The sequence below is a fragment of the Sporosarcina sp. FSL K6-1508 genome (assembly GCF_038007465.1).
Lineage (GTDB): Bacteria > Bacillota > Bacilli > Bacillales_A > Planococcaceae > Sporosarcina > Sporosarcina psychrophila_B.
In genome coordinates this window covers 2,945,571-2,969,706 of the sequence record NZ_JBBOXF010000001.1, presented here as the reverse complement: position 1 = coordinate 2,969,706, position 24,136 = coordinate 2,945,571, and the positions used below count along the sequence as shown (strand labels likewise).

38 protein-coding genes are annotated in these 24,136 nt (G+C 44.4%); 2 read left to right on the top strand and 36 right to left on the bottom strand.

The genetic code is table 11. From position 1 onward, the window contains the following. From MKZ11_RS14890 to MKZ11_RS14715, 36 genes are all read right to left on the bottom strand, one after another. The gene (locus MKZ11_RS14890; protein ID WP_340795182.1) at positions 1-321 is read right to left on the bottom strand and encodes a hypothetical protein; all 321 of its coding nucleotides are present in this window, start codon (positions 319-321) and stop codon (positions 1-3) included. After that, positions 318-782, bottom strand: a complete 465-nt coding sequence (locus MKZ11_RS14885; RefSeq protein WP_340795181.1) for a hypothetical protein — start codon at positions 780-782, stop codon at positions 318-320. The genes MKZ11_RS14890 and MKZ11_RS14885 overlap by 4 nt, the downstream gene beginning before the upstream one ends. After that, on the bottom strand, positions 779-1,348 hold the full coding sequence (locus MKZ11_RS14880) for a phage tail protein (protein ID WP_340795180.1): 570 nt from the start codon (positions 1,346-1,348) through the stop codon (positions 779-781). Before MKZ11_RS14880 ends, MKZ11_RS14885 begins: the two co-directional genes overlap by 4 nt. Continuing rightward, complete coding sequence (locus MKZ11_RS14875) at positions 1,345-1,659, bottom strand: hypothetical protein (RefSeq protein ID WP_340795179.1); 315 nt, start codon at positions 1,657-1,659, stop codon at positions 1,345-1,347. Before MKZ11_RS14875 ends, MKZ11_RS14880 begins: the two co-directional genes overlap by 4 nt. Then, complete coding sequence (locus MKZ11_RS14870; RefSeq protein ID WP_340795178.1) at positions 1,646-1,963, bottom strand: hypothetical protein; 318 nt, start codon at positions 1,961-1,963, stop codon at positions 1,646-1,648. The genes MKZ11_RS14875 and MKZ11_RS14870 overlap by 14 nt, the downstream gene beginning before the upstream one ends. A gap of 15 nt (positions 1,964-1,978) precedes the next feature. Continuing rightward, on the bottom strand, positions 1,979-2,305 hold the full coding sequence (locus MKZ11_RS14865; protein WP_340795177.1) for a DUF2190 family protein: 327 nt from the start codon (positions 2,303-2,305) through the stop codon (positions 1,979-1,981). Between the two features lie 18 nt (positions 2,306-2,323). Continuing rightward, positions 2,324-3,778, bottom strand: coding sequence for a phage major capsid protein (locus MKZ11_RS14860; protein ID WP_340795176.1), 1,455 nt, complete (start codon positions 3,776-3,778; stop codon positions 2,324-2,326). Further along, positions 3,775-4,368, bottom strand: coding sequence for an HK97 family phage prohead protease (locus MKZ11_RS14855; protein ID WP_340795175.1), 594 nt, complete (start codon positions 4,366-4,368; stop codon positions 3,775-3,777). Before MKZ11_RS14855 ends, MKZ11_RS14860 begins: the two co-directional genes overlap by 4 nt. Further along, positions 4,340-5,830: a phage portal protein gene (locus MKZ11_RS14850; RefSeq protein WP_340795174.1), complete on the bottom strand. Its 1,491-nt coding sequence runs from the start codon at positions 5,828-5,830 to the stop codon at positions 4,340-4,342. The genes MKZ11_RS14855 and MKZ11_RS14850 overlap by 29 nt, the downstream gene beginning before the upstream one ends. A gap of 4 nt (positions 5,831-5,834) precedes the next feature. After that, a complete protein-coding gene (locus MKZ11_RS14845; RefSeq protein ID WP_340795173.1) occupies positions 5,835-6,050 on the bottom strand; it encodes a peptidylprolyl isomerase in 216 nt (71 codons plus the stop codon). A gap of 12 nt (positions 6,051-6,062) precedes the next feature. Further along, positions 6,063-7,895: a phage terminase large subunit family protein gene (locus MKZ11_RS14840; protein ID WP_340795172.1), complete on the bottom strand. Its 1,833-nt coding sequence runs from the start codon at positions 7,893-7,895 to the stop codon at positions 6,063-6,065. Beyond that, positions 7,873-8,397 (bottom strand): hypothetical protein, encoded by a 525-nt coding sequence (locus MKZ11_RS14835; RefSeq protein WP_340795171.1) that lies wholly within the window; start codon positions 8,395-8,397, stop codon positions 7,873-7,875. Before MKZ11_RS14835 ends, MKZ11_RS14840 begins: the two co-directional genes overlap by 23 nt. 380 nt (positions 8,398-8,777) lie before the next feature. Next, positions 8,778-9,323: a site-specific integrase gene (locus tag MKZ11_RS14830; protein WP_340795170.1), complete on the bottom strand. Its 546-nt coding sequence runs from the start codon at positions 9,321-9,323 to the stop codon at positions 8,778-8,780. Beyond that, the gene (locus MKZ11_RS14825) at positions 9,323-9,952 is read right to left on the bottom strand and encodes an HTH domain-containing protein (RefSeq protein ID WP_340795169.1); all 630 of its coding nucleotides are present in this window, start codon (positions 9,950-9,952) and stop codon (positions 9,323-9,325) included. The genes MKZ11_RS14830 and MKZ11_RS14825 overlap by 1 nt, the downstream gene beginning before the upstream one ends. A gap of 16 nt (positions 9,953-9,968) precedes the next feature. Next, entirely contained in the window at positions 9,969-10,304 is a 336-nt protein-coding gene (locus MKZ11_RS14820; protein WP_340795168.1) for a hypothetical protein, read from the bottom strand. Between the two features lie 307 nt (positions 10,305-10,611). Further along, on the bottom strand, positions 10,612-11,133 hold the full coding sequence (locus MKZ11_RS14815) for a hypothetical protein (protein ID WP_340795167.1): 522 nt from the start codon (positions 11,131-11,133) through the stop codon (positions 10,612-10,614). 172 nt (positions 11,134-11,305) lie between these two features. After that, positions 11,306-11,653 carry a hypothetical protein gene (locus MKZ11_RS14810; RefSeq protein ID WP_340795166.1) on the bottom strand — a complete coding sequence of 116 codons (348 nt, stop codon included), beginning with the start codon at positions 11,651-11,653 and terminating at the stop codon, positions 11,306-11,308. Beyond that, the gene (locus MKZ11_RS14805; RefSeq protein WP_340795165.1) at positions 11,653-11,934 is read right to left on the bottom strand and encodes a hypothetical protein; all 282 of its coding nucleotides are present in this window, start codon (positions 11,932-11,934) and stop codon (positions 11,653-11,655) included. The genes MKZ11_RS14810 and MKZ11_RS14805 overlap by 1 nt, the downstream gene beginning before the upstream one ends. A 169-nt stretch (positions 11,935-12,103) precedes the next feature. Then, positions 12,104-12,313: a hypothetical protein gene (locus MKZ11_RS14800; protein ID WP_340795164.1), complete on the bottom strand. Its 210-nt coding sequence runs from the start codon at positions 12,311-12,313 to the stop codon at positions 12,104-12,106. 29 nt (positions 12,314-12,342) lie between these two features. After that, positions 12,343-12,762: a YopX family protein gene (locus tag MKZ11_RS14795; protein WP_340795163.1), complete on the bottom strand. Its 420-nt coding sequence runs from the start codon at positions 12,760-12,762 to the stop codon at positions 12,343-12,345. 29 nt (positions 12,763-12,791) lie between these two features. Further along, on the bottom strand, positions 12,792-12,920 hold the full coding sequence (locus MKZ11_RS14790; protein WP_340795162.1) for a hypothetical protein: 129 nt from the start codon (positions 12,918-12,920) through the stop codon (positions 12,792-12,794). Between the two features lie 33 nt (positions 12,921-12,953). Beyond that, complete coding sequence (locus MKZ11_RS14785) at positions 12,954-13,955, bottom strand: DNA cytosine methyltransferase (RefSeq protein WP_340795161.1); 1,002 nt, start codon at positions 13,953-13,955, stop codon at positions 12,954-12,956. A 73-nt stretch (positions 13,956-14,028) separates the two neighbouring features. Continuing rightward, positions 14,029-14,343 carry a hypothetical protein gene (locus tag MKZ11_RS14780; protein ID WP_340795160.1) on the bottom strand — a complete coding sequence of 105 codons (315 nt, stop codon included), beginning with the start codon at positions 14,341-14,343 and terminating at the stop codon, positions 14,029-14,031. A gap of 46 nt (positions 14,344-14,389) precedes the next feature. Then, positions 14,390-15,094, bottom strand: coding sequence for a hypothetical protein (locus MKZ11_RS14775; protein WP_340795159.1), 705 nt, complete (start codon positions 15,092-15,094; stop codon positions 14,390-14,392). A 15-nt stretch (positions 15,095-15,109) separates the two neighbouring features. After that, positions 15,110-15,358, bottom strand: a complete 249-nt coding sequence (locus tag MKZ11_RS14770) for a hypothetical protein (RefSeq protein ID WP_340795158.1) — start codon at positions 15,356-15,358, stop codon at positions 15,110-15,112. Next, the gene (locus tag MKZ11_RS14765; RefSeq protein WP_340795157.1) at positions 15,355-15,696 is read right to left on the bottom strand and encodes a hypothetical protein; all 342 of its coding nucleotides are present in this window, start codon (positions 15,694-15,696) and stop codon (positions 15,355-15,357) included. Before MKZ11_RS14765 ends, MKZ11_RS14770 begins: the two co-directional genes overlap by 4 nt. Before the next feature lie 2 nt (positions 15,697-15,698). Next, the gene (locus MKZ11_RS14760; RefSeq protein ID WP_340795156.1) at positions 15,699-16,226 is read right to left on the bottom strand and encodes a Holliday junction resolvase RecU; all 528 of its coding nucleotides are present in this window, start codon (positions 16,224-16,226) and stop codon (positions 15,699-15,701) included. Between the two features lie 14 nt (positions 16,227-16,240). Beyond that, a complete protein-coding gene (locus tag MKZ11_RS14755; RefSeq protein WP_340795155.1) occupies positions 16,241-17,224 on the bottom strand; it encodes a ParB/RepB/Spo0J family partition protein in 984 nt (327 codons plus the stop codon). Next, on the bottom strand, positions 17,211-18,011 hold the full coding sequence (locus MKZ11_RS14750) for a ParA family protein (RefSeq protein WP_340795154.1): 801 nt from the start codon (positions 18,009-18,011) through the stop codon (positions 17,211-17,213). Before MKZ11_RS14750 ends, MKZ11_RS14755 begins: the two co-directional genes overlap by 14 nt. Further along, on the bottom strand, positions 17,989-18,909 hold the full coding sequence (locus MKZ11_RS14745; RefSeq protein WP_340795153.1) for a rolling circle replication-associated protein: 921 nt from the start codon (positions 18,907-18,909) through the stop codon (positions 17,989-17,991). Before MKZ11_RS14745 ends, MKZ11_RS14750 begins: the two co-directional genes overlap by 23 nt. 361 nt (positions 18,910-19,270) lie before the next feature. Further along, positions 19,271-19,477, bottom strand: coding sequence for a hypothetical protein (locus tag MKZ11_RS14740; RefSeq protein ID WP_340795152.1), 207 nt, complete (start codon positions 19,475-19,477; stop codon positions 19,271-19,273). Positions 19,478-19,492: 15 nt separating this feature from the next. Further along, positions 19,493-19,756 (bottom strand): hypothetical protein, encoded by a 264-nt coding sequence (locus tag MKZ11_RS14735; protein ID WP_340795151.1) that lies wholly within the window; start codon positions 19,754-19,756, stop codon positions 19,493-19,495. 11 nt (positions 19,757-19,767) lie between these two features. Further along, complete coding sequence (locus MKZ11_RS14730) at positions 19,768-20,010, bottom strand: hypothetical protein (protein ID WP_340795150.1); 243 nt, start codon at positions 20,008-20,010, stop codon at positions 19,768-19,770. Positions 20,011-20,059: 49 nt separating this feature from the next. Further along, the gene (locus MKZ11_RS14725; RefSeq protein ID WP_340795149.1) at positions 20,060-20,230 is read right to left on the bottom strand and encodes a hypothetical protein; all 171 of its coding nucleotides are present in this window, start codon (positions 20,228-20,230) and stop codon (positions 20,060-20,062) included. Between the two features lie 5 nt (positions 20,231-20,235). Next, positions 20,236-21,120, bottom strand: a complete 885-nt coding sequence (locus MKZ11_RS14720) for a hypothetical protein (RefSeq protein ID WP_340795148.1) — start codon at positions 21,118-21,120, stop codon at positions 20,236-20,238. A gap of 56 nt (positions 21,121-21,176) precedes the next feature. Then, positions 21,177-21,350 (bottom strand): hypothetical protein, encoded by a 174-nt coding sequence (locus tag MKZ11_RS14715; protein WP_340795147.1) that lies wholly within the window; start codon positions 21,348-21,350, stop codon positions 21,177-21,179. A gap of 244 nt (positions 21,351-21,594) precedes the next feature. On the opposite strand from MKZ11_RS14715, the gene MKZ11_RS14710 reads away from it, so the two are divergent. Together MKZ11_RS14710 and MKZ11_RS14705 are read left to right on the top strand one after the other, a co-directional pair. Beyond that, positions 21,595-22,074, top strand: coding sequence for a helix-turn-helix transcriptional regulator (locus MKZ11_RS14710; RefSeq protein ID WP_340795146.1), 480 nt, complete (start codon positions 21,595-21,597; stop codon positions 22,072-22,074). Between the two features lie 66 nt (positions 22,075-22,140). Further along, positions 22,141-24,087, top strand: coding sequence for a recombinase family protein (locus MKZ11_RS14705; protein ID WP_340795145.1), 1,947 nt, complete (start codon positions 22,141-22,143; stop codon positions 24,085-24,087). Positions 24,088-24,136 lie beyond the last annotated feature (49 nt).

Here is a 24,136-nt window from a genome sequence, read left to right as displayed (position 1 = left end):
TTAATCCTCCCTTCCAATGTGTTTCAATACATTTCGATAAAGTTGGTAGTCTCTCGACCCTTGTTTATTTATTTTTTCCCTGGTCGAAGCTAGTTCGGAGATGGGCTTAAAAAGAAGGACAATCGACCGACATGCCTCCTCCATCGCCGCAGCGTGTTCCGGTATTCCGTTTTTGAAAACAGAAAACTGTTGAAGCCCTATCTCGGTGATAGTCGGTCCGCAATAAATCAATTGTTGGCCAACCTCTTTCTCCGGCTCCTCTGTCAGTGCTCCAGCAACCATTTCTTTTGTTGCTTTTTTATCAGTAATTTTCGTACTCATATCATTGCCTCCACATCTTCGCGTAAGGACCGCGGTATTTCGAAACTGGTTTCAATCCATGCAAAATAATAGGGATAGTTGTCTTGCTCGTTATAGAACCATTTGGGTTCTTCTTGTATTTCGTAACGCCCATCGACTTGCGGGTTTCTTCCCAAATCCTGCATGATCTTTTCAACGATATTCATTGCGTCTTGATACCCCTGGTTATCCGTTTCCTCGTCATGCGTCGCGACGATAAGCAAAACTTTTACTTTTCCATTTTCCCCTTCGTCCAAATAAACGATGACACACGGATAAAAGGTGTTTCCGGGATTTCTTGACGTTGATTTCGTTTTCCTCGGCAAATGCTGCTTAAATACTTGTATTTCCTTCGATTCGCCCTCCTGCGAAGAAAGCAACATGCCTGATAAAGCTTGTTCGATACGCTTTTTTAACGTTTCCTGCAATTGCAAAGACGTCATCCTTGCGACCTCCCAACGTCGAGAATCCTAGTGATTTCGTGTTCCAGCCGCTCCTCGAACTTTTCCCTTCCTTGCGACTCAACCACGTCTCGAATTTCTTCATTTCCGAGCATTTGAGGAACAGACGGGCCGAACAGACGCCGGATTGGCAATCTTTTTTTAGTAGAACGCATAAAAACTTTTGTTCCGTTAATGTCAGCGTTAAAAGCACCTTTTACTTTTTTCATCCCGTCTTTTTTTACAGCGATAGAAAGCAAGGATTTACGCTTCGGGTTCACCGTTTTTGGTGAAACTTTAAATTTGTCCAGACCGATCAATGGACCCTTTGACTCGACGTTGGCGCTTAAAGATCCCCTGCTTGCCCTATGTTTTTTAAGAGTAGCCGAAACGTCCCCAGCCTTGACGTGATACTCTTTGCGTATTTCCTTCTTGATGTTCGTATTGATATTATCCGCACCACGATTTAGGGCATTAGCGATTGCGTTTGGGGCTTTTTTAGAAAACTGCCCCAAGCGCAACTGGACTTCTTTTAACCGTCTTTCATCGACTTCTACAGAAACCCTCATCCGCTCACCCGCTCCGCCGTGACTGTAAGTAAGCCCGCATCTTCTTGCACCTGTGACACCTTCCAAACAACATCATCAAACCGGACGACGTTGTCCGGACGCGGATAGAAAGATAGTTTTGATTTTTCGACATAAAAAAGAAGCTCCTCATTATGGAGCTCCAACTGTTTGCCGATTTGTCGTTCGACCATTTTATCATCGTCAAGCACTACAACGACAAGTTCGTCTTCTATGGTCAACTTTGTTCCGAATTCACCTTCATTGATGAAAATTCCTAGATCACTGTTCAAAAAATCTTTAAATGTCTTCATCGAATTTCACACCCGATTCAATGAGCTTTTCTACGATGTCATCCTTTTTATCATCTGCCGAAAGATTCACATCGTTCTTTTTCGCCAATGCCTTCAGTAACGGGACCGTTAAACCTTCTAACTTCACGCGCTCCTCTTCGTCCGGCGATACAGACGCTTCCTGCGCTGCTGCTTCGCGAACTTTCGCTGAACCGCCCTGGATGAGTTTCTTTCCGAATGCATCATCAGCAGAAAAAACCTGACCAGGTGGAATCATGCGACCTGCAAACCATACGTGCGTAATTGCTTCCAATACAATAGCCATATGGACTCCCTCCGTTTAGTCAATTTTTACCCGCGCAACGGTTCCTGTTTGCGTTTTCGGTTCGACGATCCATCCAGCAGGAACGGCATCAGTTACCGTCGCTTGGATTTTCCCATCTTTAAAATAAACAGCTTGACCAACTGTTAAAGCTTCAGTTCCAAGCGCTGGTAAATCATACACTCCCATTACATTCAGAGCACCCTTTGCCCCAACTGGAATCTCAGTCGCCGCCACTCCGACGCGCGTTCCTAGCGCCACCACTTCACCAGCGGCAACAATGACGCTGGTGCTGTTGATATAATCAATTGTTTCGCCGCGTTGTACATAAATTGCTTGTGTCATTATCTGTTATCCCCTTTCTTAAACCCCATCATTTTTAACAACTGTTTGGTAATCGACAACTGTTACGCCGTAGTCCATGTAGATATCCCACAAGAATCCGAGTTGGCCCGCCGGAGCCTGTTTCATAACGATAGTAGGCATGTCTTTCCCGTTCAGGAAATCTACCTGGATCGGCGAACGTAATTTATCAGACATGACGTACCATTCTTTCTCGCCGTTTACTGTTGCGTCGTCAAGTTCCGCGTCTGAAACGACTTGGAATTGATTATAAAATGGATTCTGGATGTTCGGATTGTTTTGCGATGGATCTACAGTCGAACCAATTAACTGACCCGCTCGCGTTTCCATCGACGTCGGCACAAGCAAGTAACGCGCCGGGATGTTTAACTTCACGTCGCCGCCTGGTGCTTTTTGCTTTCGTAGCAAGCGACGGGCTTCGGAAAGTGTATCCACGGATGGCGCTCCGCCCGTTTCCATAATGTTGTTGTGATCCGCGTGGAACAGTGTCTTGCCATCCCAAATCGCCGGATTGTTTGCTAACGTCTGATACACCAAGCGATTAATGCCCAGACGTGCGGATTGTGCATATAATGCCGGGATCGTTTCAATAAAGCTCACATCATCGTTAATAAATGCTTGTCGAGACATCGAAAATTGACGTCCATATGTTAATAGTTGGCGCGTTGGTCCTTCTACGCCATTCGGGTCATCGTGTTTCAGCTCGCCGTTTTCCGAGACAAGTAACAAATCACCAGCCGTCCCGACCTGGTATGTTTTCGTCGGACGGAAATCTGTCAAAGTACCACGACGTGTCCAGTGTTGATACGTCGTTTGTGCGTCAGTGTACGCTTTCTGGAAAACAGTACGCGCCGTTTGGTCAATGATATTGGTAAAAAGTGAAGTCGGCGTTAGGTGTTGACGTAATAATTCATCATCACTCAATCGGTATGCGTTGTTCACACCTTCTATCCGTAATGTTTCTTTTGCGATTTCTCGTAAAGAAAGATTGCGCAGCTGTTCGGCTCCTTCATTCGGCTTTTCTACAGACATTCCGACGCGCAACGCTAGTCCATCCGCTACCGCATCACGAAACTTGTCGCGCTCATCCTTACCTAAATAGATTCCTGAAGGTTGTGGCGAGCGATCCTTGATTTGCTTTTCGAGTATCATTTTACGAACGTGATCCACCGAATCTCCCGCTTTAATATGTTCGTCTGCTTCCAGACCAAACTCGCGGCACAGCGTTGTGATTTCCAACGTGCGTTGACGCTCATCTTCAATCGTGCGCTGATTATCTGCCGGCGCTGGAATTGGTGGAGCTGGTGGCGTCGGGTTCGCCGCACGAATAGAGTCAATTTGGGACTGCAATTGGTCGAATTCCGTTTGCTCTTCTGTCGTTAATCCACGTTGATTTTCAGCTCTCGCAGCATCCACAATTGCTTGTTGACGCGCTAACATTTGTTCTAAAGTCATATGATGATACCTCCAAGGTTTTTATTTAATAAAATTTGTCTTTCGTAATACGAGTAATCTCCCTTTTCAAACACTTCCGGTTCATGCTCCATTTCGCGTCCTACCCCTACCGTCGCATCCGCCGGAACCGAAACAATGCTAATCTCATAAGGTTGCCACTTTAAAGCCACGCTGCAAGGTCCTGCGTGTCGTCCGTCTGAAGACTTTTTCCCCGCGGCTACTTCTTCCCACGAATCTACTGTATAACCTACGGAAACGGCACGCAGAGTACCAGACTTCGTTTTTTGATAAATGACATCCGCCTCTTCATCATCATCAAAAGTAACAGTCGCATATGCTCGATTATCTTTCACCCAAGCCTTGTCTATTCGCCCTAGCACCTTATCCCGATTATGGTTGTATAAAAGGACTCCGATTTCGTTTAGACGGCTTAAATCGACCGCATTCGGCTCATGTGACAATATTTCAGAGCCAAACCATCGTTGATATGCTTCTTCGGATGAAAAAGACAACTCAAAGTTTCGCTTTTCGTCATCCAAAGCGCGAATATCGAACGACAAATCACGTTGCATCTTCTGTTTTTTCGTCATCGGTTTCTTCGATGAGTTTGTCGATTTCTCCCGCGTCATCACCACTATTCATCACCCCCTTTAACTGCATGAATTCAATTTCTATCGCGCGTTGCTCAATCACTTCGCGCCAATCTTTCCCTGTCGACGCCGCAATTTCCGCAAGCGTCGTCAAATTGTTTTCAAGCATGACCTTGTTCGCATTCGCCTCTTTGAGAGGATCAATCCATTTCATCCCTGGAGCAATCCAGTGATGTTGCAAATACCGTTCTTTTTGGGCATAAAAATCTTTAATATGCAATTTATCTGCTAGTACAGCAGATTCGATAAAAGCCTCATATACAGGTATTAAAAAATGATCTATCAAGTATTGTTGTTGCATTAAATACGTCTTTTGGTCTTCCAGTAATCCCTGCCTAGCACTAGAATAGTTGACTTGCGACATATCACGCGCCGCCACTTCATAAGAAATACCCTGGGATGCCCCGGACAGTCGTTGTTGCAAACGAATAAATTCTGACGAGTTGGCCGCTTGCGCTGGTGGCTGCACGACATGCACGTCGTCACCCGGATTGAGCTCCATAATCATTCCAGGACTCAACATTTTCCCGTTATATCCGCTGCGCTTGTCAGAAATCCCGCGCCCAACACCATTCCCCCCGCCAGGAATCACCCGCTTAATCAGGACCGCAAGCAATGCAGCTACGCGTTCTTTTACGCTCACAGCTTCCATAAATTGATTCATATCTCTGACTCGTGGCAAAGTAGATGACAGTTCGCTGATTTCTCGTAATTGACTTGGTCGCTTTTTCTTGTATAAAAAAAGGACATCTTTCGCATCGATGCGTTCAGATGATCCGTTATAGTTGCCGTATGCATCATATTTTTTCAAATAATACGCAACAGGTCGGTTATAGGCGTTATATTCGATACCATTCACAACTTTTGATTTGGTCGTTAATGGGATCATCGTGTCTAAATCATCTACTTCATACATCTGTAAAGATAATGGTACAACGCCATCGTCAATGTACCTCAGAACGACGATAATACCTCCGTCTACCTTCTGACGACGTACAAGCATTTGGCAAATCTCCGAAAAACTTTGCTGCTGCGTCACATCGCAGTTCTTAGGTCGGCTCCATATCTTGAACAGGTTTTCGATTTTCGTGTCAAGTTCCTCATCTTCTGTCTTCGCCTGTAAATTAAATCCACCGCCAACGACATTTCTTTCAAAAGCAAGCACTACACTTTCTAAAATATCGCTATTTCTTTCTAAATCCCTAGACCGCGCACGAATCGTATCGCGATACATACCGTCTGTCGCTTCCGCTTTCTCATTAACAGCACGCCAGCCAGCGTTCAGGTGATCGTCACCCGCTGCGTCATACGACCGCATTTCATCGACTGCTCGTTTGTAGCCCATACGCTCATACGCCGCTTTTGGTGATATCCAAGCAATGGTTCTATCTAAAAAGTTCACTCCATTACCTCCTATCAAAAGTAGCAACAGACGTATTAGCCAAGACTAGACCGTCTGACTGTTGAGCTTCCACTTGCGCCTGCAACTCTTTTTGCCGCTGGTAAAGCAACGACAAATCCGCACGCTTCAACCGCCTTGAACCGATTTGGTACTCTTGCCCTCCGATTTCAATGGCAGCAATCGCATTATTTATTTGTTGTAACTGCTCCGACACATTCATCATTCTCACCTCCTACAACCATTTTTTCCCGACGTCTAACCAACCGTTGTTAAATTCTTCAGCTTGACTATTCACATCCTGCTCCGGCTCATCTTCCTGTGACTCCTGCATCAAATTCAAACTTCTTACGCCGAGCACATCGGCTACAGCAAGCGCGTATACTTCGCAATCCAAATAGTGATTATCTGCATGTGAAGTTTTCGGAACCCATACCTCTTTAGTGACTCCGGCGCCGCCTTTTACTTTAACTTTGTGTTCGGCCGTAACCTGCTCGGCGTATTCACGATCACAATCTTTATACACCATCCAGCTACCCTCACCGTTAGGTTTCATCATCCGCGAAGCGATCATATCTTTATATTTTCCGCCATCAACGAGCAACAGACGCATCCCGTAAGCGGTGGAGTGCGCTTTGTTGATTGTGCTGATTTTGAAATACGAATGCCCTCCACCTACCCCTTTCACCGGGATTGCCCACTCGCTATTTTTTGCACAAAAATCGTACACATCATCGGTCTGGTCTCCCGAGTCAACGCCACAAAGATTAACTATGAAGGTCTCTCCGTTCCGGTTTTTGAATTCCGAGTTCATAACTCGCTCGATCTCTTTCCAGCTGAATACGTGGCCATGTAGTATGTTTTGGCTCGTGATATACGGCCCCCATGCTCTTATCGTGAAATACAAACTTGTTTCCTGGACGTCAACGCCTGCTGTTAGGAACTCTGTCCATTCCGGAACTTCGAATTGCTCGAATTCAGTTTGACGTTCAAGCACCATGTCGGCATTCGTCCTTAGTTTTGTGGACTCCCAAGGTTCAGCGAGCCACGAATTTACGAAGTTTTGCAATGCTTCATCATCGTGTTTCGTGCTAAGGAACTCCTTCGCTATCTCGCTAAATCTGACGAACGGAGAATATAAAGTATTCATCCAATAAGCGACCTTTCGAGGAAACTCGGTTTTTTTCTCAACGACTTTCCATTGTCCATAACGAACCATCTGGGCTTTATGACGATCATTAATAATATTCCCGCACATCTGACAAGCGTAGAATGCATGTTCAGCTCGATCTACATCGGACATTTCATCGCCTTTAGGCCACTTCACTTGCTTAAACACCAACTCGATATACTCTCCGCAGTGAGGACACGGGACAGTATAGTGTTTTACGATATCCGCGTTTTCTTTCGCTTTCCAAATGTGGCCCGTGCGCAAAGTTGGCGTTGAAGTAATGAATATCTTTTTATTAGTGGTATAAGTCTTCGTACGCTCTCGTGCTAATCGAATAGGATCTGCTTCCTTTTTCGTAGCACCAGGATACTTATCGACTTCATCCATGAATAAATATCGAATCGGCTTCGAGGAAAGCGCAGCTGGCGAATTAGCACCCTCTAAACTTATATACATATCCTCGCACTGAAGTTCTAACTCTTCTGATTTATCGTCATAATATTTTTCACGCAGCCCTTTGGAAATTCGCAACATTGGACGCAGTCGGTTTTTCGATACACTCTCTGCAAGTTCTTTCGACGGGTACACGATCATCGTAGAGTCTGGATCTTGCATAACGATATATCCAAGTGCATTTTGTAACGCTTCAGTTCCGCCTACTTGTGTCGGCTTAACAAAAATAATCTCTTCCGTGTCTACATTATTAAATTCATCCATTATTTCAACTAAATAAGGCGTGACTTCGTTACGCCATGCCCCAGGAATAGCGCTGGACTTACCATCCAGCACTCTATGTTTCTCTGCCCATTCGCTTACTTTCAATTTCTCTGGTGGTTTTAACGATGTGAGCGAATTAGTAATAAAGGATGGCCATTCACCTTTTCGTTTTCTTTGCACTATACACACCATCCACGCTCATCTGATCGAGTGCATCAGCTATAGTTTCCGACAATTCCTTTTCAACTCGACTCGCTTCAATCGGCTCTACGTAGTCAGCTACAATTTTCGATAATTTTCGCGACAACGACATTGCCGATTTTCTAAACACCATAAAGAAGCGTGTAAGCTCCGCTTCTACCGTTTCTCTATCAATATACTTACCATCCGCAAGATCCGTTTTTATTCGCGTCAATTCCGCCTGGGCTTCTTTGTATGCGACTTCTGCCACAAGTTTTTTCTGCTGAAGGTTTACGGATTTTTTTGCAACAGGATCATCTTCATTAGCCTGAATTACACCACGCCATTTTATTACACTTTGTAAATCCCACCATCCGCGACTATGCTGCGGGCATCCTTGGCGACGCCAGTTGGTTAATGTCTTATCAGTAACTTCTAGAAATTTGCATAGTCGGTTCGATGTAATCAGCAACCTGCCTTCATCTTCACGAAAGCCGTCCATGCACTGATCCCCCCATTCCGTAGTTCCGTAGTATTTTTTTTCAAATAAAAACGGTCGATTCCCGGGACTCGTTAGCCCCGTATAGGGCCACCCCCTGGGGAAGGACCCGTGAAAAAATCCAGAGCCAATAAACCCAATGGCATCAAGGCTTTACGTTGCTTCAAAGCCACCTAATGACGCACCTATTGTCGTTACGTTCTTCTCACTCATATCCGTAGTCGCAACCCCTTTCCTATCAATCTAACATATCTATATATTCTGTTTGGTTCATGCACCTATCCTAAAGCGTTGGTAACACTGACTTTCAAATTTATTTCATCGTCAGTCTAACGCTTGATAAATTATGTTTGATTGTAGCGGAAAAGAAAGAGCACTACGGTTTATAAGTTCGTGTGCTTTAGATACTGTTCTCGTATGAAATCATCTTCTATTCCGATGTACCTTTTCGTGATCTCTTCATCACTATGACCCAGCATTTTACATAGCGTTTGGATGTCTTTAGTTCTCCTGTAATAGTTATAGCCAAACGTCTTGCGCATACTGTGTGTTCCTAAGTTCAGCAGCCCTACCTCAACGCCCGCGTCTTTGATGATCTTCCAGGCTGTCCACCTACCTATCGGCTGGTTCATGCCCTCCCGGCTCTTTATAAGATAATCGTTATCCTTCTTACCTCGCACATATACATTCAATGCACTCTTCAAAGAGCTGTTAATCGGAATCTGTCTGAGCTTCGCAGTCTTCTGTTCAATCACTTCGATATATTCCCCTCGCACATCTCGAACGCGCAAGGGTAATATATCTGACACTCGCAGCCCTGCATTAATACCGATCATGAAAAGTATGTAATCTCTTTCGTTCTTTTTCTTCAAATAAGCTTTAATCTCCCGCACTTTCTCTTTGTCACGAATCGGCATTACACGCTTCATCACAGATCCGCCCTTTCGATTCCGATACTTTCCAACTTCCTTCTGATGCTTTTAATCCTCTTAGAAACAGCTTGCCTTGTGATTCCTAATTCTTGGCCCATTTCCTCTTGCGAGAAACCTTGTTGATGCGACAGCAGCATATATATATCATCACGACTTAACACCGCCTGCGCTTCTTCTAACTTTATGAACAGCCCTTTTTCGATTGCTTTTTCTTTCGCATCAAGTATTTCGTCCTGCTCTTTTTCCTCTACTGTTCTTGTATCTTCTTCAATCACGTTCACGAAAGGCAGCCGAGCTCCTTCATCCTCGATATAATAATCCATCAAGTAAGGATCTACTGCGTGCTGGTAACTTCTCGTCCTCTTAATCTTTGTAACTCCGTTGGCTATTTCTCCTAAATTGTACGCATCCAATTTCTCAATTCCGCGAAAATGCGTATCTTTTCGGTATCCCCTTTCTAACCACTGCACGACGAATTCCAAATCGACAGCAGCGGCAGTCAAAACTTTATAGTCCTCTTCACTTTCACAATAACCCTCCGCTGTCGATTTCATATATCGCAAGCGCTCTACCTGATCCACAACGTCTTCCAATGTGTTTCTATACGTTTTCAGCAGCTCTTTCAAAGCGCTCACCGCCTTGTCAGTGAATAATTTTTCGTACTGTGAATTTCGGCTTTCGACATGTTACCTGGTGTCTGATTTCAGGCCTTTTAAAATCTATTTTAAAGCGTTGTTTCTTGTTCTTTCGGTCTTTGTCCCTCCTGGCATTCTCTTTCAATCCTTCGTAAACTTGTTCCCCGAATTCCCTTAAAATTCCCAATGCCTTGCCTATAGCCTCCGCGACAGCAATAAAACTACGCGTTAAAATCGCTACCGATTCCGTTAGATGTTCAACGCTCACTCCCGCCGCCACCGCCGCCTTTTCTATTTCGCCACGGTTCTCGTTTACCACTCTTTCAATTTCTTCTTTCCGCATTTCGATCGCCCTCCCGTTACGCAAACAGCAAGCGAGCAGAAAACGAGCGCCCCCTTGCCTTTTGCTTTACTTGTCCAAAATTCCTTTTCTGACAAAATGGTTGCGAAATCCTTCAATAAATCTTTTTCTCCTTTGCTCCCTGGCACGTTTCTTTAACCACCGTTTTTCCCTTTGTTTTCTCCGCTGCCCCTTTTTCATTCACTTCGCCCTCCCTCGTGCTACAATATTGTTGTTGAGTTGGCTGAGTTGGTTACTCGGTTCAAACGAAGCAGCTGGGTCCTTGGCGGTCCCTGGCTGCTTTTTCTTTTCAAAATAAGCTCATCTGCCCGTTCCGAAATCCTTCTAACTCGCTTTTTAATCCTTTGACCTCCTTCTTCAGTCGCTCATTCTCCTTTTCAAGCTCTAAATTTCCATCTATGACCTCTTTTACTTTGAAGTAGAACCCTTTCCCGTTCATATCTTCTTGATCTAACGACGACGGCTCCATTATTTTCATATTTATCTCGAACGTTTCGCGCTTTTGCCTCATACGGAGGTATTCTTCTTGCTGCTCCACCTGCCCCATTAACTTTTGATGATGCGGGCATAAGTGCATGTCCCCGTCTTGTTCCGCTGCGCAGTCGCTGCACATCGGCAAATTGCATTGCTCGTTTTGCGCACCGTAAGCGTTAGCCTCTTTAAAATCTTGGTACCTTCGAAAGAATATCGTGTTGTGCGCATACTTAATCGTGAAATCGCACCAACGGGCAACGGGCTTTTTCTTACAAATTGCGCATACGCCTTTCTTGAAGTCGATGTCCACCGAAGATATTTCTACTATCTCCGCCAAATCCTCCCCTCCCTTGTCAATGATTCATTACGCGCTCATATATTTTCGTTAATTCCTCATCACTTAAACTTTCCAAATAACTTTCAGAGTACATTGTCGTCATGCTGCAAATCAGAATCATTTCATCCCTTTCGATTTCAACCGCCGCCTTTCCGAAATCGATTAACGTTCGTCATCTATAGACAATCCATTTACCGATATCAATCATCTGTTGAGCGTCGTCCGGCTCTATTTTACCTACGGAGCCATCCGGATAAACAACCTCAATTCTGCCAGTAGGCGTCCCCCACTCCCCGTCTGTTTCCAGCGAAATAATCGCTTTCCCGATTGATGTGTCATGAATGAATTCGCATCCATCAATATCATCAATGCAGAAATCTTCATCGACAGCGAAGGACAATTGTTTAACATCATGCGCAACGCCTTTAAGCATCGCCTCCGATTCCGCCGCACTATAAACTTCGTCTTCCGTTTCGAACTTTGCCATCAAGCTTTCGTTTAAATAAAGTCCGTATTTCATCAATTTTCGCCACCTTTCCGAAATCTCCTCAATTTGCCTTGGTAATCATGCAGTCGTTGTTGGATATCTTTAAGTTCCCCCTTCAATTCTGCGGGTATTTCTTCATCACCCCTCAAAACCGTCGTCCCTAACGACAATTGATGAGATCCGTTCCCTAAGAACACCAAAGCCTGAAATACGAGGTCATCCGCTTTCCCCATCTCTTTAAAGCGATCCACTAGCAGCATTTCATCCAAGCGTTCCGCCGCCCACTTCTCAGTTTCCTCAAAATGATTACCCATCATTTGTCCTCCCTCACATAGCCGAATACACAGGAATGTCATTTGTTTTTACATGGTTCTAAAATAGCGAAGATAAGCTTCCATACTCCCAATCTTCCTAATACCACAATTAACAATCGTTTGATTCTGTTTAATTTAAAACTCAACGTGTCATGAATATTAATAGGAATCACTCCAGTACTTGAAACACCACATTTGAAAGTTTCACTTCTTTTATTTTTCCGTCCATTTTAACAACCGCTACCGGGTACGCGATCACTCCGCCCGAATGTCCCCCAATCATCAAAGAAGGTTCTATGACGTTTGAATACTGAAACACCCCTACAAATTCAGCCTCTACCCAATTGCCGCTTTCTTTTACATAACACTCTTTATCCAACTTGCCACCTCCTTCGCTCGATGGTCCGATTACGCACCGATTAAATCCGGATTCTCGTATTTTTTACCTACCACAACGCCAAACAGATTAATAGATGACAACAGTTGCCTCGCCATCAAATCGTTACATCGAGCATAAAAAGCACCTTGACTATAAATGACTTCCCAAACGAAATTCTCATCATCTTTAATTAAATCGCTGTTATATATTTGATTGCCTTTTATATCTACCAATCCCGTACCCTGCCCGACTGAACCTGGTTCTACAGCAGCCCAAAATTCATGATTTATATACTCGTCAGTCGCTTCCGTGAGATCACCAACGATATAAGGCTTTCCGCCATTTGTAATCAAATTTCCGACCATCCACCCATCTGCATGCTCAACGCCTATCATGTCTAAATAATCGATTGGCATAATTGACTTACCGCGAAACTTAGTCTCTATCATTCTCAAAAACCTCTCCTCCAGTCTGCGTGTTAAAGTTCTTCATCCTCTTCATCAAAAATATCCCCGTCAATCATTGTTCCGCATTCTTTGCATTCATAAATCCCTTGATTCCAATGCTTCATTTCTTCTCCGCAAGAAGGACATAAAATTTCGTCCATTGTTTTTCCTCCCTCACTTTATGTGCCACATGTTCAGTAAATCAGCCGTAGTTGCCCCGCGTCATCAGATATAAAATCAGATGCATAATCACCACTTATCAGCAATTCAAAGATTGCTTCCAGCACCTGAACATCAATACTGTTGCCGGCAAGCGCGTATAATGTCGCGCTCCGATAAATTTCTTTGACAGGAAACTCCTGAAGCATTAGATCAAAGTCTGCATCATCAAAGCCCATCAAGCGCCAATACTCTCGTTCCGTTGGATAACGATAACGACCATCACTTGTCTTCAATACTCCCGGACCCGGACATCTATCCGGGCGCTCGGTTAACGTCCCGAAATGCGTTTTCACTGTCTCGACGTACCGGAATTTGCTTTTGTTAGCCTCTATCAATTCAGGCGTCGCTAAATCAGCTAACCTACTGAGCATAGAAGGGATTTTGACGACGTATTTTTCAAGATCAATTTCATCTTCGTCTTGCAAAAACTCATCTAACGGACGCATCGGGCGTTTTCTTAATTTCGAAAAGTCGAAAACTGAATCACCTAATATCGAAATACAAAATAATCGCTCTCGACTTTGCGGAATACCGAAATCCAACGACGACAACACATCCCATGAATTTGTATAGCCCATCTTCTCCATTTCTTCTAAATACTGATCGAAGATAGGACGTTTCTTTTTGAACGTTGCCCCTTTGACGTTTTCCCAAATCACGAACAAGGGACGCCATTCACCCATTTCACTGATGATTCGGAGCGTTTCAAGCATTAGTTGAGAACGCCCTTTATCATCATTTAGATTGGCCGCTGAATTATCCTGACACGGACTACCATGGACAAGGATGTCGGGCTTTAAATCCCAGGTTCGCACGTCTTGTGTTTTGTAACGAAAAGGATTCATAGCATTGTAGGCTTTGACACGATTCGCTTTCCACTCGACATAATCAATAGTTTTAACTTCTTCACCCAAATTTTTCAGCGCTTTAATATCAGCCCCTATCCCGCCAAAGAGTGATAGTAATTTAACCAATCATTTCCCCTCCCACTGTTACGCCTAATGTGTCTTGATTGAAGCATTTAATTGGTCGTTGGGCGCTTCTATCCTATGAAGCTCCTAATGCTTGGCGTGCTTTTTCTCCACAGTCGCGTTCAATATAAATTTCTGTTTCACCATCATATCCCTCTATTTTTTCGTACTTTGTTTCATCTGCATAAAACTCCAACGCTTGGCGTAGGTGGGCGCTATGACCTCGGGCAACTAGCACATCGCGATGTAAATCTACGAACTGCGCCTTGATTTCTTCTACACTCATTCCATCATTGCCACTCAACATCTTTTCAAGTTCTTGAATTTTGTCTTCTAGCGCTTTTTTCTCCATCCTTAAATTTCCTATTATTTGCGCCTGCATTTTCTCCAAGTCCGGCATTCCGCTCCCTCTTTTCGTTGAATGTATTTCTGCCGCCTTACGCAAATACTTCTTCGTAATCTGATTCCCACATGAAATATCCTTCTTTTCGCGACTGTACTTTACCATTGCAACGATCATTCAATGCCTGGTGGCTCATGAAGCTCTCCAATGCCGCCTTACGAGCTGATTCCCACCAATCGACAACCTCCAAGGTCCGTTGGTCTACCAATACAACCGCTTGACTCCTCGATTTTCCGCCTGTCTTCCTAGCAACTTCCGTCCTGGACATTCTCGCTATGTTCCAAACGCTGCAATCTCCATAATTCCCGTTCTTATGCACGACGCACTCTTTGCCGTCTTCTTTTTTCAAGAATGTATCTGCTATGATGTCACGCAGCCGCCTTTCTTCCCGTTTCCCACCCTCTTCAATCTTCACGACCATATACTTCTTTTTCTTGTATGGCAGAAGTATGGCCGTAGTGGTTTTGTAGTTCTTCCTGACTCTTCCGAAGTTAGACGCTTCATAGCATGTATTTTCATACCGTTTCCAAACTTCCCCCTGGTATATCTCGCTGTTATACAGCTTCCTTTTTTCCGCAAGGGTAGGTTTTTCTTTGAACACATAGCAATTTATATTCTTTGCTTTGCCTCTTCTTTTTGCCATCCTGCTAATACTTGATTCGCTTGTCCCGTTTATTTCCGCAATTTCATTTAGCGACATTTCTTTCAAAATGTTTGTACATGGATCGTATAACCACATGAAAGCTCCCTCCCGTTAGAAATAAGTACATACGATGTGCGGTTCGTCTAAATAGGCCCGTTCAAGTCTCACGAATCCCGTTGGTATCTTGCCGACAACATCGACTTCGTGCGCACCCTTTGCGTACCACTTTGTTGGTTTCACTCCGTCAAATAACCGCCCTACAAATTCCCCTGGAAAGTCTTTCGGATTTTCATAAATGACAATCACCGGTATTTCGACCTTTCCGAAATCCATCCCCACAAACGTTTGCACCTCACTCATTCCGCTCTCTCCTTTCCGACTCGCTCCGCCTCCGCTCCACAAACTTCGCACAACCTAGCCCCTCCGGTGTGAGTCATGCCGCAGCACCAACATTCCCATCGCGTCACTTCTGAAGACAGAAATCCTTCTTCTTCGCTTACGCACCCGCGTTCCATTTCAATTTTCCTTTTAGCAATGGTTTTGTTACATTCCAAATGCAGATGAAATCTCATATGCTGCTCATCCTGTTTAGCGGTAATGCACACTGCCACTTCACCTTTATCGACCGTCTTCAGGCATCCGAAACATTCATGCTCCTTGCGAGTCGTCACCATTTTCCTTTTTGTGATATCCAGCATCGTTATTCCCTCCACCCTTTTAAATGTTTCAAGTAATGCAGCACAACGCCGCCTTCGCTCCTAATTAAGTCACACCGCTCGACAAATGCGCTGTGCGGTATAGACTTTCTGCCGCCCGCTTCACGGGCATTCCAGTATTCTTGCAATATCTTAAATGGCAACAGATAGATTTCTTCATGCATTTTCGCGAACTCGACAACCAGGAAAGCAATGGCGCCTTTTTCATGCCAAGACTTTAACAATTCGTATTGATGTTCTTGCAAGTTATCCAGCGGTAAATTTTTCACACTTGTTTCTTTCGCGTCGAAAACGATGGTCCGGCCATTGTACACACCAACATAGTCCACCCACTCCCCACGCGTTACATATCCAGTAATGTTGCCTTTGTTATTACTCTTGATTTGTACAGGCGTCGGAACTTTCCTGATGTCGGCAACGCCTTTGTTTTTATACTGTAAATGTGTCATATCAAGCAGTCGTTCTAATCGCTTTCCTAGATTGGCCTTAGATTGGTTATATGTTTTTCTCATAATGCCCCCCGTTTCTATTTTCGAGCGGTCAATTCATCAAAAATGGTCACTTGACGCTCTTCAAATTCCTTGTCCGCCATTTCTTCCGGCTTGGGCAAGGCTGCCTCTATTTTCGCCACTAAGTCAGACATTTTTTTACTGTATTTAGTGCGCTTCTCAGGATCGCCCACGTCATTCAATGCTTCAAGCACACTCGCAAACTGTTTTACTAGCGAGCCGAAGCGCTCTTCGAACATCTTTTCTGCGCCCTGGTTACTCTTTTCAACAATAATGTCCGCAATCGGCTTCGCATCATGTTCAGCCCGCTTCTCTTTCGCTGTTGTCGGCGTCAGTGGTTGTCCTTCCTCTTGCTCTGCAACCACTTCTTGCTGCTGTTCTTCCGGCAACCTTGAAATTTCATACGCAGTCGTGATATTGACGTTGCCCTCCTTGAATTCCTCTTTCAATTCAGGCACCAGCTTATTGTTTATACTTTCCATCCGTGCGACTTGCGAGGTAGATACGCCCATTAACTGCGCAACAATTTCCCGCTTTCTCCCCTTGATTTCATGCCCTCTATCTTGCAATTCTTTCAGCAATTCATATAGTCGCTTCGCCTGGTATGTTTTTTCGTAGTCCGTTAGTTCTCGCGAGGTTGAATTCGCAAGGATCAACTGCAATTCAGCTTGAATGTCGTCCGCCGCTCGCGTAATTTTGCACGGAGCCGTCTTGAATTGCTCGTTCCCCTCGTCATATAGCTCCACCATCGCTTTCAGCCGCCTGTGACCACTCAATACTTCGTATCCATCCCCTTTTGGTCGTACAAGCAAGTTTTGTTGCAGCCCTGTTAGTTCTATGCTCGATTTCAACTCTCTAATGTCCTCGACGATGTACTTGTTCATCTTTGATGGGTAAAGCTTTTCCAACTGAATGTGCTCTATCTTAAACGGCGACTGTTTAGTTTCCGCCGCCCCCTTCGACTGCTCACTCATTAAGTCCGTTAAGCTAAATTTCGCCATGTCGAGCACCGCCTTTTGTGTCCGAAACTAGCACTTCCCCCAAGTATTCTCGCACTAGACTTTCATAGTCCTCTCCAGCGGTTGACTTCCTGGTAGCAAGTAAAGGCAGCCCCTCAAATGTCGATTGATCTACGCGAACAGTCTTGCGGATAACTGTGTTGAAAAGTGGATAACTTGTGTGTTCACGCAAATACTTGTCCCCTTGCTTATTCACCGTGTTTCGCTGGAACATCGTGACGAAGCATCCGCGAAGCACTAATCCGGAATTGAATTCTTTCACATCCTCAATTTGCTCGACGAGTTGTTCCAATCCATCGAATGTGAAACGGTCAATCTTTACAGGCACCAATACGTCATCTGAAGCCACCAACGCATTAATGACGCTCATGTTGATATCCGGCGCGTTATCAATCACACAATAGTCGTATTCGTCCTTTATTTGCTCTAAGGCTTTTCTCAAACGTGTTTGTTGCGGCCTGGAAACATCCAACAATATTTCTTTGTCCGCTCTTAGCAAATTCATGTTAGCGGGAAGGATATACAGTCCCTTGAATTCTGTCTCCTTTATCGCGCTTTTCACGTCGAAGTTTCTTTCTGTGAGTACATTCGCAATGCTTGGTTCATCGTAACCATGCACCTTAAAGAATTTTGATGTGTTTCCTTGCTTATCGTTGTCGATTAACAGCACTTTCTTTCCGTGTTTCGCCGCCAATGCGTGCGCTATATTGATTGATGAAATCGTTTTTGCGACGCCGCCTTTTAAATTAATAATGCTGATTGTCTTCATCGTCGGACACTCTCCTTCTTTTTCTTGTGAAACCATCTAAATGCTTCATGCGCACATACAAGTACGCCCCTGATACAAACTCACTAAATTTCACCTGTATGTCATTGAATTTATAGCCTTTGTACATCTTTTCGAAAGTCTCCTGGGCTGAAACTTCTTCCGTCGCGATCTTCCCAGCACGCCTACGTGTCAATTTGCTGTCCGCTATTGTTACTGTCGGTTTTTTCAGATTACGACTCACGGTATAACGCTTTGCCGGATTATCTCTTTTATCTTTCAGGATGTACCGAGCTAATCCCTCGAACCCGTAATCATCTTGCTGCAATCTACGTGTTTGCGTGCGTCCGCCGCCGTTCCATAACTCCTCCAATGCGTCTCTATCAGGGAAGTTAGTTATCATGTGATGATGGACGCGCACCTTCCCCTTCTTTTCGTCGCTGCTATGCTCGGTCACGTATATATATTTCAATTCGAAGTCCTTGTATTTCTTTTGTTTTTTCAACGACCTTTTCATACGACGGATAAGGTTTGTCATATCCTTTTTCGCCTGCTCGGGATCTGCTGGCAATCTATCATTCGTATATGTGAAATCCGCCTTAATATCATCTTCCGTGAAATTTGCATGGATCAATCTAATTACGTGTTTTTTTGTATTCTTATCGTTCAGATTTTGTTGCGCCGTGCTGCTCTCATTCCCTATCTTTTTACGCTGCCCTCTCGGAATGTTCCAAAAAGGATACGCTTCGACTTCCAACATCGGTCCGCTTTTGATAGTCTTCACACGATACCCAGCCAATTGCACATCGCGTAATTTCTCTATGCACTCCTCTTGGCTGTCCTCGTATTCCTTCTTTACCATCGCAAACAATTCTTCGTAGTTTTCCCTAACGTATTTCATGGCTATCTCTCCTGCTGGGGTAATCTATTAGTCTTCTTGCTAGATATTAGTCGTGGTCGTAAATCTAATATCCATTACAAGGACGCTAATTGACTGTTTGCCATGAAAGCTGTTATACTAGCTTTAGGTTGTTTGGCAATAGTCAAACTTGCCGCATTCGCTTCCCCAAGCTGATGCGGCTTTTATATTCACGCGAAAACCTCTGCATTTTTTTTGCGGAGGTTATTTTATTTCGAATTGGATATATCCTCGTTCCCACTCTTCGACAAATTCGTAAAACTTCCACCCTCTCTCTACGAGTTTCTGTTCCACAAAATAGTTTCCTAGAATGTCTAGTACGTGGTCCGGCATCAACTTTCACCTACTTTTCTCCTTTGAACGGATGTCTCGCCACAACTTTCTTCGGAAGTCCGAACTTTTCCTTGATTTCTTCGCGTTCCATTCCATGCGTTCGACAATGTACCTTTGTGATAATTGGAGCAGCATGTCCACAATCAGGAACCGGACATTTCAGCAATCCCGAACCCGCTGCGTACCAACCATTTGTTTGTTTTCCGCCAAGTATCATCCCGCCACCCCTCCTTTATCGCCTAACTGCATCCAATCTCACCACGTTCGCTTTCCAGCCGTTCCGGTTTAACTCCCTGGCGACTTCGAACAGCTTATTTCGGTTTTGCTCTTTCAGCTCATTTTCTAGCACTTCGATGTAATTGATACTTTTCTGCAAATCGTTCATACGGGTTTGCGCCAAGGGATATTGCCTGTCTTCCAGGTGCCTGTTGATCGCCGTCATGACGTCCCGACAACAAGCTCGCTCCTTATTTATTTCGAGTTCGATTTCTTCCATGCCGCCCCTCCTCAATACCATTGGCGCCCTGGCGTATAGTGCCACCATTCGCCGTCTGCATAATGCACTTCTAGCGTTCCTGGCTTCGATTTTGAACGTTTCACCTTCACGACGTTTGCGAGATTGTATTTCTCTCGCATTGCTAACCCCATCGACCGATTATGCGCCGCATACGTTTCGAGTAATTGTTTGTACTCTTCTTCCGTTAAGCTTTTTGCGACTGGCAAACGTTTATTACTACCGACAAATTCCATTGACATATTCCCACCCACTTTTATAATTTAGGATTTGAAGCAGCCATATCTATACAGCCGCTTCGCTTCCGTTTCGCACAGATACCATACAGCCGATGTTTAGGGGTTTCATTTTTTTAACCGCCTCTTTTAGTTCCGCCTCGGTATGAATTCCGTACTTTGCGAGCGCCTTCCAAATCTTTTCGACCTGTTGCGCTTCGTTCGCATTCGTTTCATTCATAACCTTCATCCCCTTTCAAATTCACTCAACGTTTTTCCTGTACGACAAAGTTCATGGATATTTTTAATGATCGCGATCTTTTTATGCACATTCGTTTCTTCTTTCAACTTTCGTAATTCTTTATTGATTATTTGCACTAATATTTTTCTGTTTTCCTGAAATGTTGCTGCTACGTCCACTTCTTTTGTATCTTCATTCAAATCTCCAGAATTCATCGGAGCAGAATCCAGAACTTCAAGAGCGGGGCGCCAACCGAGACTCGTACCGCGACCCGACGACGCACCGTGGCCCCACTGACGAGCCGAAAAGTAGCCACGGACAGCGCGGTACGAGCCAAGGTTATCGTATGCCTCCTGGCAAATGCTGAATGTGTATGCCCAATTCCAAAATTCATTATGATGGCCATTAAAGGAATCTTTGTTCACATACTCCGTGAGATCATAGTCCTGCGGTGTCGGCAGTGATTCCAATTCCGCCAGGTTTACGATGAAAGCATCCCACTCATTCGTTTGCGGATAGCCACCCAATTCTGCGTCACCTTCATTTGCATTACTGCCGCCTGTTAAAACGCGCAAATTGTACCGTTCGCCACCCAACTTAACTTCGCGGCCGAATATCAAGCCTTGTTCATTTAATTGGTCCCACGAAATTCGCGTGAGCAAGTTCCGGTCTGCAATAAGAAGTTTCTTTCCATCTTTCTCGACCGGAACCCATGAAATTAATGCTTCCGGATCATCTGATTCAACAATTTCAATAAAGCCGCCTTTGTATTCCGGAATATCTCCTGCGCCAGTGGCGTAATCACCTTCATAGCCCCAAGGTTTTTGGGTATGCGGCAAAAACAATCCCTCTACACTAAGCGCCCCTAGCTTCACCTTTTCAATTAACATTTCTGAAATCACCACTTTCTAATTAATCTTGCAATAGATGAGCGTTTCCGCCGTTATCACGCAGTACCTTGTACATCTTCGTGCGCTGTTTTTTCAACATATCGACGCGCTAGTTGGAAGCCGCGCAATACATCCCTAACCGATTCTTGTTCACGTTCCGACATGCCCTTTAAGATGTGAACCATTTCGTCGAATGCTGTTTCTTCTTCGATTCTATAAATCGTTTCCATGTTTCCCGCCCCCTTTCAAAGTAAATTGGCGTTGCTACCGCCGTATCAGCTATCAATTCGGATATTGACGTTGCTACCGTCGCGTTAGCTATCAGTTCGAATAAGTGACTCCAAATGAACCCTTCGTGACTCTATGAATCAAATATAATCCTCTTTGAGTCATAAGTCAACACTTTTAAACATAAAATTGTTGCAAAGAGTCATATTGTGATATACGATAGATTTAGGAAGGAGGGACGCAGCCTTGAATGAGCGATTGAAACAACTAAGAAAGCAGCTGTCGTTAAATCAAAACGAAATGGCCGAAAGAATGAATTTGTCTCGCTCTCACATTTCTTCTTTAGAAAATGGAGTGAGGGAAATCACAGACCGCATCATTAATGATGTATGTCGAGAATTCGACATCAAGGAAGAATGGATTCGCACTGGCAAAGGAGAAATGTTTGTTCAATCAGAAACGTTTTCGTTGGATGAAAAAGCACAAAAAAACAATCTCACAGAATTGGAGATTGATATTATTCAGAGTTATATGGAGTTAAACAAGGAAACGCGGTCGGAGATTATCGGTTGGATAAAGTCTAACTTCGCTAAACATGCGGAGACGGCTGCGACGGTAGAAGTCGATCCGATTGAAGCGAAGGTTGAAAGCTATCGTCACGAACTGGAAGTGGCGAAAAAAATCGAAACGTCATCAGCTTCACGGATAGAAAGCGAGCCAAGTTAAAAAAATACTAATAGAGAGAGGAGCAGGCCGTTGCCTCGCTCTTTTTTCATAGATAGGGGATTCTTTATGACATTCATGCCACCAGAGAAGAAGAAAAAGGCAGCCTTATATGTACGCGTGAGCACACACCACCAGATTGACAAGGATTCCTTGCCATTGCAGCGTCAAGATTTAATTAACTACGCGAAGTATGTACTACACATTGAAGATTACGAGATATTTGAGGACGCAGGATATTCCGGAAAGAATACAGATCGGCCAATGTACCGCGAAATGATGGATCGCATTCGTAAAGGTGAGTTCTCGCACCTACTTGTATGGAAGATCGACCGCATTTCAAGGAACCTACGAGACTTTTCGGACATGTACGACGAATTGAAGAAATACAAGGTAACGTTCATTTCCAAGAACGAGCAGTTTGACACCAGTACCGCGATGGGCGAAGCAATGCTAAAGATCATCCTGGTATTCGCGGAATTAGAAAGGCAACTAACGTCTGAACGCGTGACTGCGGTCATGTTATCGCGTGCAGAACAAGGATTGTGGAATGGCGCGACGGTCCCGATTGGCTTCGCGTGGTCGGAGGAAGAAGAATACCCTGTTGCTGATGATGAAGAAACGGCAGTCGTCCGTTACGTTTATGATCTATATGAGAAATTAATGTCTACTGGCGAAGTGGCTTTTCAGCTGAACGAAGAAAACGTAAGAACAAAACGCGGTGGGCAATGGACCCCGAAAACCGTTCGCGACATTTTACGCAATTCATTTTATATCGGCACGTACTCTTACAACAAACGCGAAAGTGATGGCAGCCATCGTTTAAGACCTGAAAGCGAGTGGATTGTTAAACCGAACAATCACCCTGCTGTCGTTTCGGAAGAGCAATTTGAGCGCGTCAATAAGATTCTAACAGACAACTTTAAAGGCATTATCGGCACGCAGCGCGAGAATATCCATACGCACGTCTTCGCTAAAAAGTTGTATTGCGGCGTTTGCGGATCTCTTTTGACTGCTGGATTAGACGCAGCGCGTGCGGACGGCTTTCAACCATCGCGTTATACATGCTCGACCAATAAGACAACGCGCAACATTCACAGTTGCAACAGCTTTGTAAGTGACATCTTAGTAGCTCCGTTTATCCTGAACTATGTTTCTAATTTGATCCGGCTGCAAGATAGCTCAAATCCGAGTGCCGCTTCCAAACGTTCATTGACGGATATTAGTCGCATGTTGCTACGTGGCAGCGCATTTATTGACGTTGCCGGGATTGATCGCGAAGCGCTCCAAGAAACTTATTTAATGTCGGTTGATGGCTATCAGAAAGAGGCATATTCTATGCCGGAGGGCGAGGAAACTGGTGGTAGTCTAGCATTGGAGAAAGCTAAGAAGGAGCGCGATCGGCATACGAAGGCACTCGAACGATTGGACGAACTATATTTGTACGGCGAAGAGGCTATGAGTCAAAAGGATTTCATATTAAAGAAAAATAAAATCGTCGAGAAAATCGAAGAAGCGGAAAGCGAGATTCGACGTTTGCTAACAGCTTCCGGCGTCATTACCGATCACTCATTTTTAAATGACGCACGTAATTTCCTGATTGCGCAAGCACTGAATCACAGTCGAGACATTGACTTTAAAGAGTTGATCGACGGAGTAGGTAAAGAAGCACTCGCGGACTTCGTGGATTCGGTCGTAGACAGGGCTACAATCTCCGATAAGTGCGTAATGTCTATCACGTTTAAAAATGGTATTACACATAGCTTCACCTACTTTCCGAAAGAAGAACGAAAAACGCAGATACAAGAACGCGGAAAGTATAAACAGTTTATCGACACGGTGTTGATATACCTAAAAGAGCAAGGCCCGGCGTCGCGAACGGATATTGAAAAGCTGACGAATTTAAAAAGAAGCAGCGTATACACGCTACTTCAAGAATTGATGGATCAAGATTTAGTTGTTAAAAAAGGCAATTCGGTTGCCATCAGGTACTTTTACAACGGAGATGACGCCTAAAACGGCCATTTTAGGTGTTTTCTCCACAGCGCGCGAAGCCATGCCCCGC

Bases quoted from the DNA above. Each gene is read 5' to 3' on its own strand.
- MKZ11_RS14750 (WP_340795154.1), bottom strand. From the start codon at position 18,011: ATGAAGACAATCAGCATTATTAATTTAAAAGGCGGCGTCGCAAAAACG.
- MKZ11_RS14745 (WP_340795153.1), bottom strand. From the start codon at position 18,909: ATGAAATACGTTAGGGAAAACTACGAAGAATTGTTTGCGATGGTAAAG.
- MKZ11_RS14830 (WP_340795170.1), bottom strand. From the start codon at position 9,323: ATGAAGCGTGTAATGCCGATTCGTGACAAAGAGAAAGTGCGGGAGATT.
- MKZ11_RS14885 (WP_340795181.1), bottom strand. From the start codon at position 782: ATGACGTCTTTGCAATTGCAGGAAACGTTAAAAAAGCGTATCGAACAA.
- MKZ11_RS14760 (WP_340795156.1), bottom strand. From the start codon at position 16,226: ATGAGAAAAACATATAACCAATCTAAGGCCAATCTAGGAAAGCGATTA.
- MKZ11_RS14740 (WP_340795152.1), bottom strand. From the start codon at position 19,477: ATGATACTTGGCGGAAAACAAACAAATGGTTGGTACGCAGCGGGTTCG.
- MKZ11_RS14870 (WP_340795178.1), bottom strand. From the start codon at position 1,963: ATGGCTATTGTATTGGAAGCAATTACGCACGTATGGTTTGCAGGTCGC.
- MKZ11_RS14735 (WP_340795151.1), bottom strand. From the start codon at position 19,756: ATGGAAGAAATCGAACTCGAAATAAATAAGGAGCGAGCTTGTTGTCGG.
- MKZ11_RS14845 (WP_340795173.1), bottom strand. From the start codon at position 6,050: ATGAATGTGTCGGAGCAGTTACAACAAATAAATAATGCGATTGCTGCC.
- MKZ11_RS14790 (WP_340795162.1), bottom strand. From the start codon at position 12,920: ATGGACGAAATTTTATGTCCTTCTTGCGGAGAAGAAATGAAGCATTGG.
- MKZ11_RS14795 (WP_340795163.1), bottom strand. From the start codon at position 12,762: ATGATAGAGACTAAGTTTCGCGGTAAGTCAATTATGCCAATCGATTAT.
- MKZ11_RS14720 (WP_340795148.1), bottom strand. From the start codon at position 21,120: ATGTTAATTGAAAAGGTGAAGCTAGGGGCGCTTAGTGTAGAGGGATTG.
- MKZ11_RS14855 (WP_340795175.1), bottom strand. From the start codon at position 4,368: ATGACGAAAAAACAGAAGATGCAACGTGATTTGTCGTTCGATATTCGC.
- MKZ11_RS14770 (WP_340795158.1), bottom strand. From the start codon at position 15,358: ATGAGTGAGGTGCAAACGTTTGTGGGGATGGATTTCGGAAAGGTCGAA.
- MKZ11_RS14820 (WP_340795168.1), bottom strand. From the start codon at position 10,304: ATGCGGAAAGAAGAAATTGAAAGAGTGGTAAACGAGAACCGTGGCGAA.
- MKZ11_RS14730 (WP_340795150.1), bottom strand. From the start codon at position 20,010: ATGGAATTTGTCGGTAGTAATAAACGTTTGCCAGTCGCAAAAAGCTTA.
- MKZ11_RS14705 (WP_340795145.1), top strand. From the start codon at position 22,141: ATGACATTCATGCCACCAGAGAAGAAGAAAAAGGCAGCCTTATATGTA.
- MKZ11_RS14775 (WP_340795159.1), bottom strand. From the start codon at position 15,094: ATGTGGTTATACGATCCATGTACAAACATTTTGAAAGAAATGTCGCTA.
- MKZ11_RS14765 (WP_340795157.1), bottom strand. From the start codon at position 15,696: ATGCTGGATATCACAAAAAGGAAAATGGTGACGACTCGCAAGGAGCAT.
- MKZ11_RS14860 (WP_340795176.1), bottom strand. From the start codon at position 3,778: ATGACTTTAGAACAAATGTTAGCGCGTCAACAAGCAATTGTGGATGCT.
- MKZ11_RS14875 (WP_340795179.1), bottom strand. From the start codon at position 1,659: ATGAAGACATTTAAAGATTTTTTGAACAGTGATCTAGGAATTTTCATC.
- MKZ11_RS14810 (WP_340795166.1), bottom strand. From the start codon at position 11,653: ATGAAATACGGACTTTATTTAAACGAAAGCTTGATGGCAAAGTTCGAA.
- MKZ11_RS14890 (WP_340795182.1), bottom strand. From the start codon at position 321: ATGAGTACGAAAATTACTGATAAAAAAGCAACAAAAGAAATGGTTGCT.
- MKZ11_RS14805 (WP_340795165.1), bottom strand. From the start codon at position 11,934: ATGGGTAATCATTTTGAGGAAACTGAGAAGTGGGCGGCGGAACGCTTG.
- MKZ11_RS14725 (WP_340795149.1), bottom strand. From the start codon at position 20,230: ATGAATGAAACGAATGCGAACGAAGCGCAACAGGTCGAAAAGATTTGG.
- MKZ11_RS14865 (WP_340795177.1), bottom strand. From the start codon at position 2,305: ATGACACAAGCAATTTATGTACAACGCGGCGAAACAATTGATTATATC.
- MKZ11_RS14880 (WP_340795180.1), bottom strand. From the start codon at position 1,348: ATGAGGGTTTCTGTAGAAGTCGATGAAAGACGGTTAAAAGAAGTCCAG.
- MKZ11_RS14835 (WP_340795171.1), bottom strand. From the start codon at position 8,397: ATGGACGGCTTTCGTGAAGATGAAGGCAGGTTGCTGATTACATCGAAC.
- MKZ11_RS14755 (WP_340795155.1), bottom strand. From the start codon at position 17,224: ATGGCGAAATTTAGCTTAACGGACTTAATGAGTGAGCAGTCGAAGGGG.
- MKZ11_RS14715 (WP_340795147.1), bottom strand. From the start codon at position 21,350: ATGGAAACGATTTATAGAATCGAAGAAGAAACAGCATTCGACGAAATG.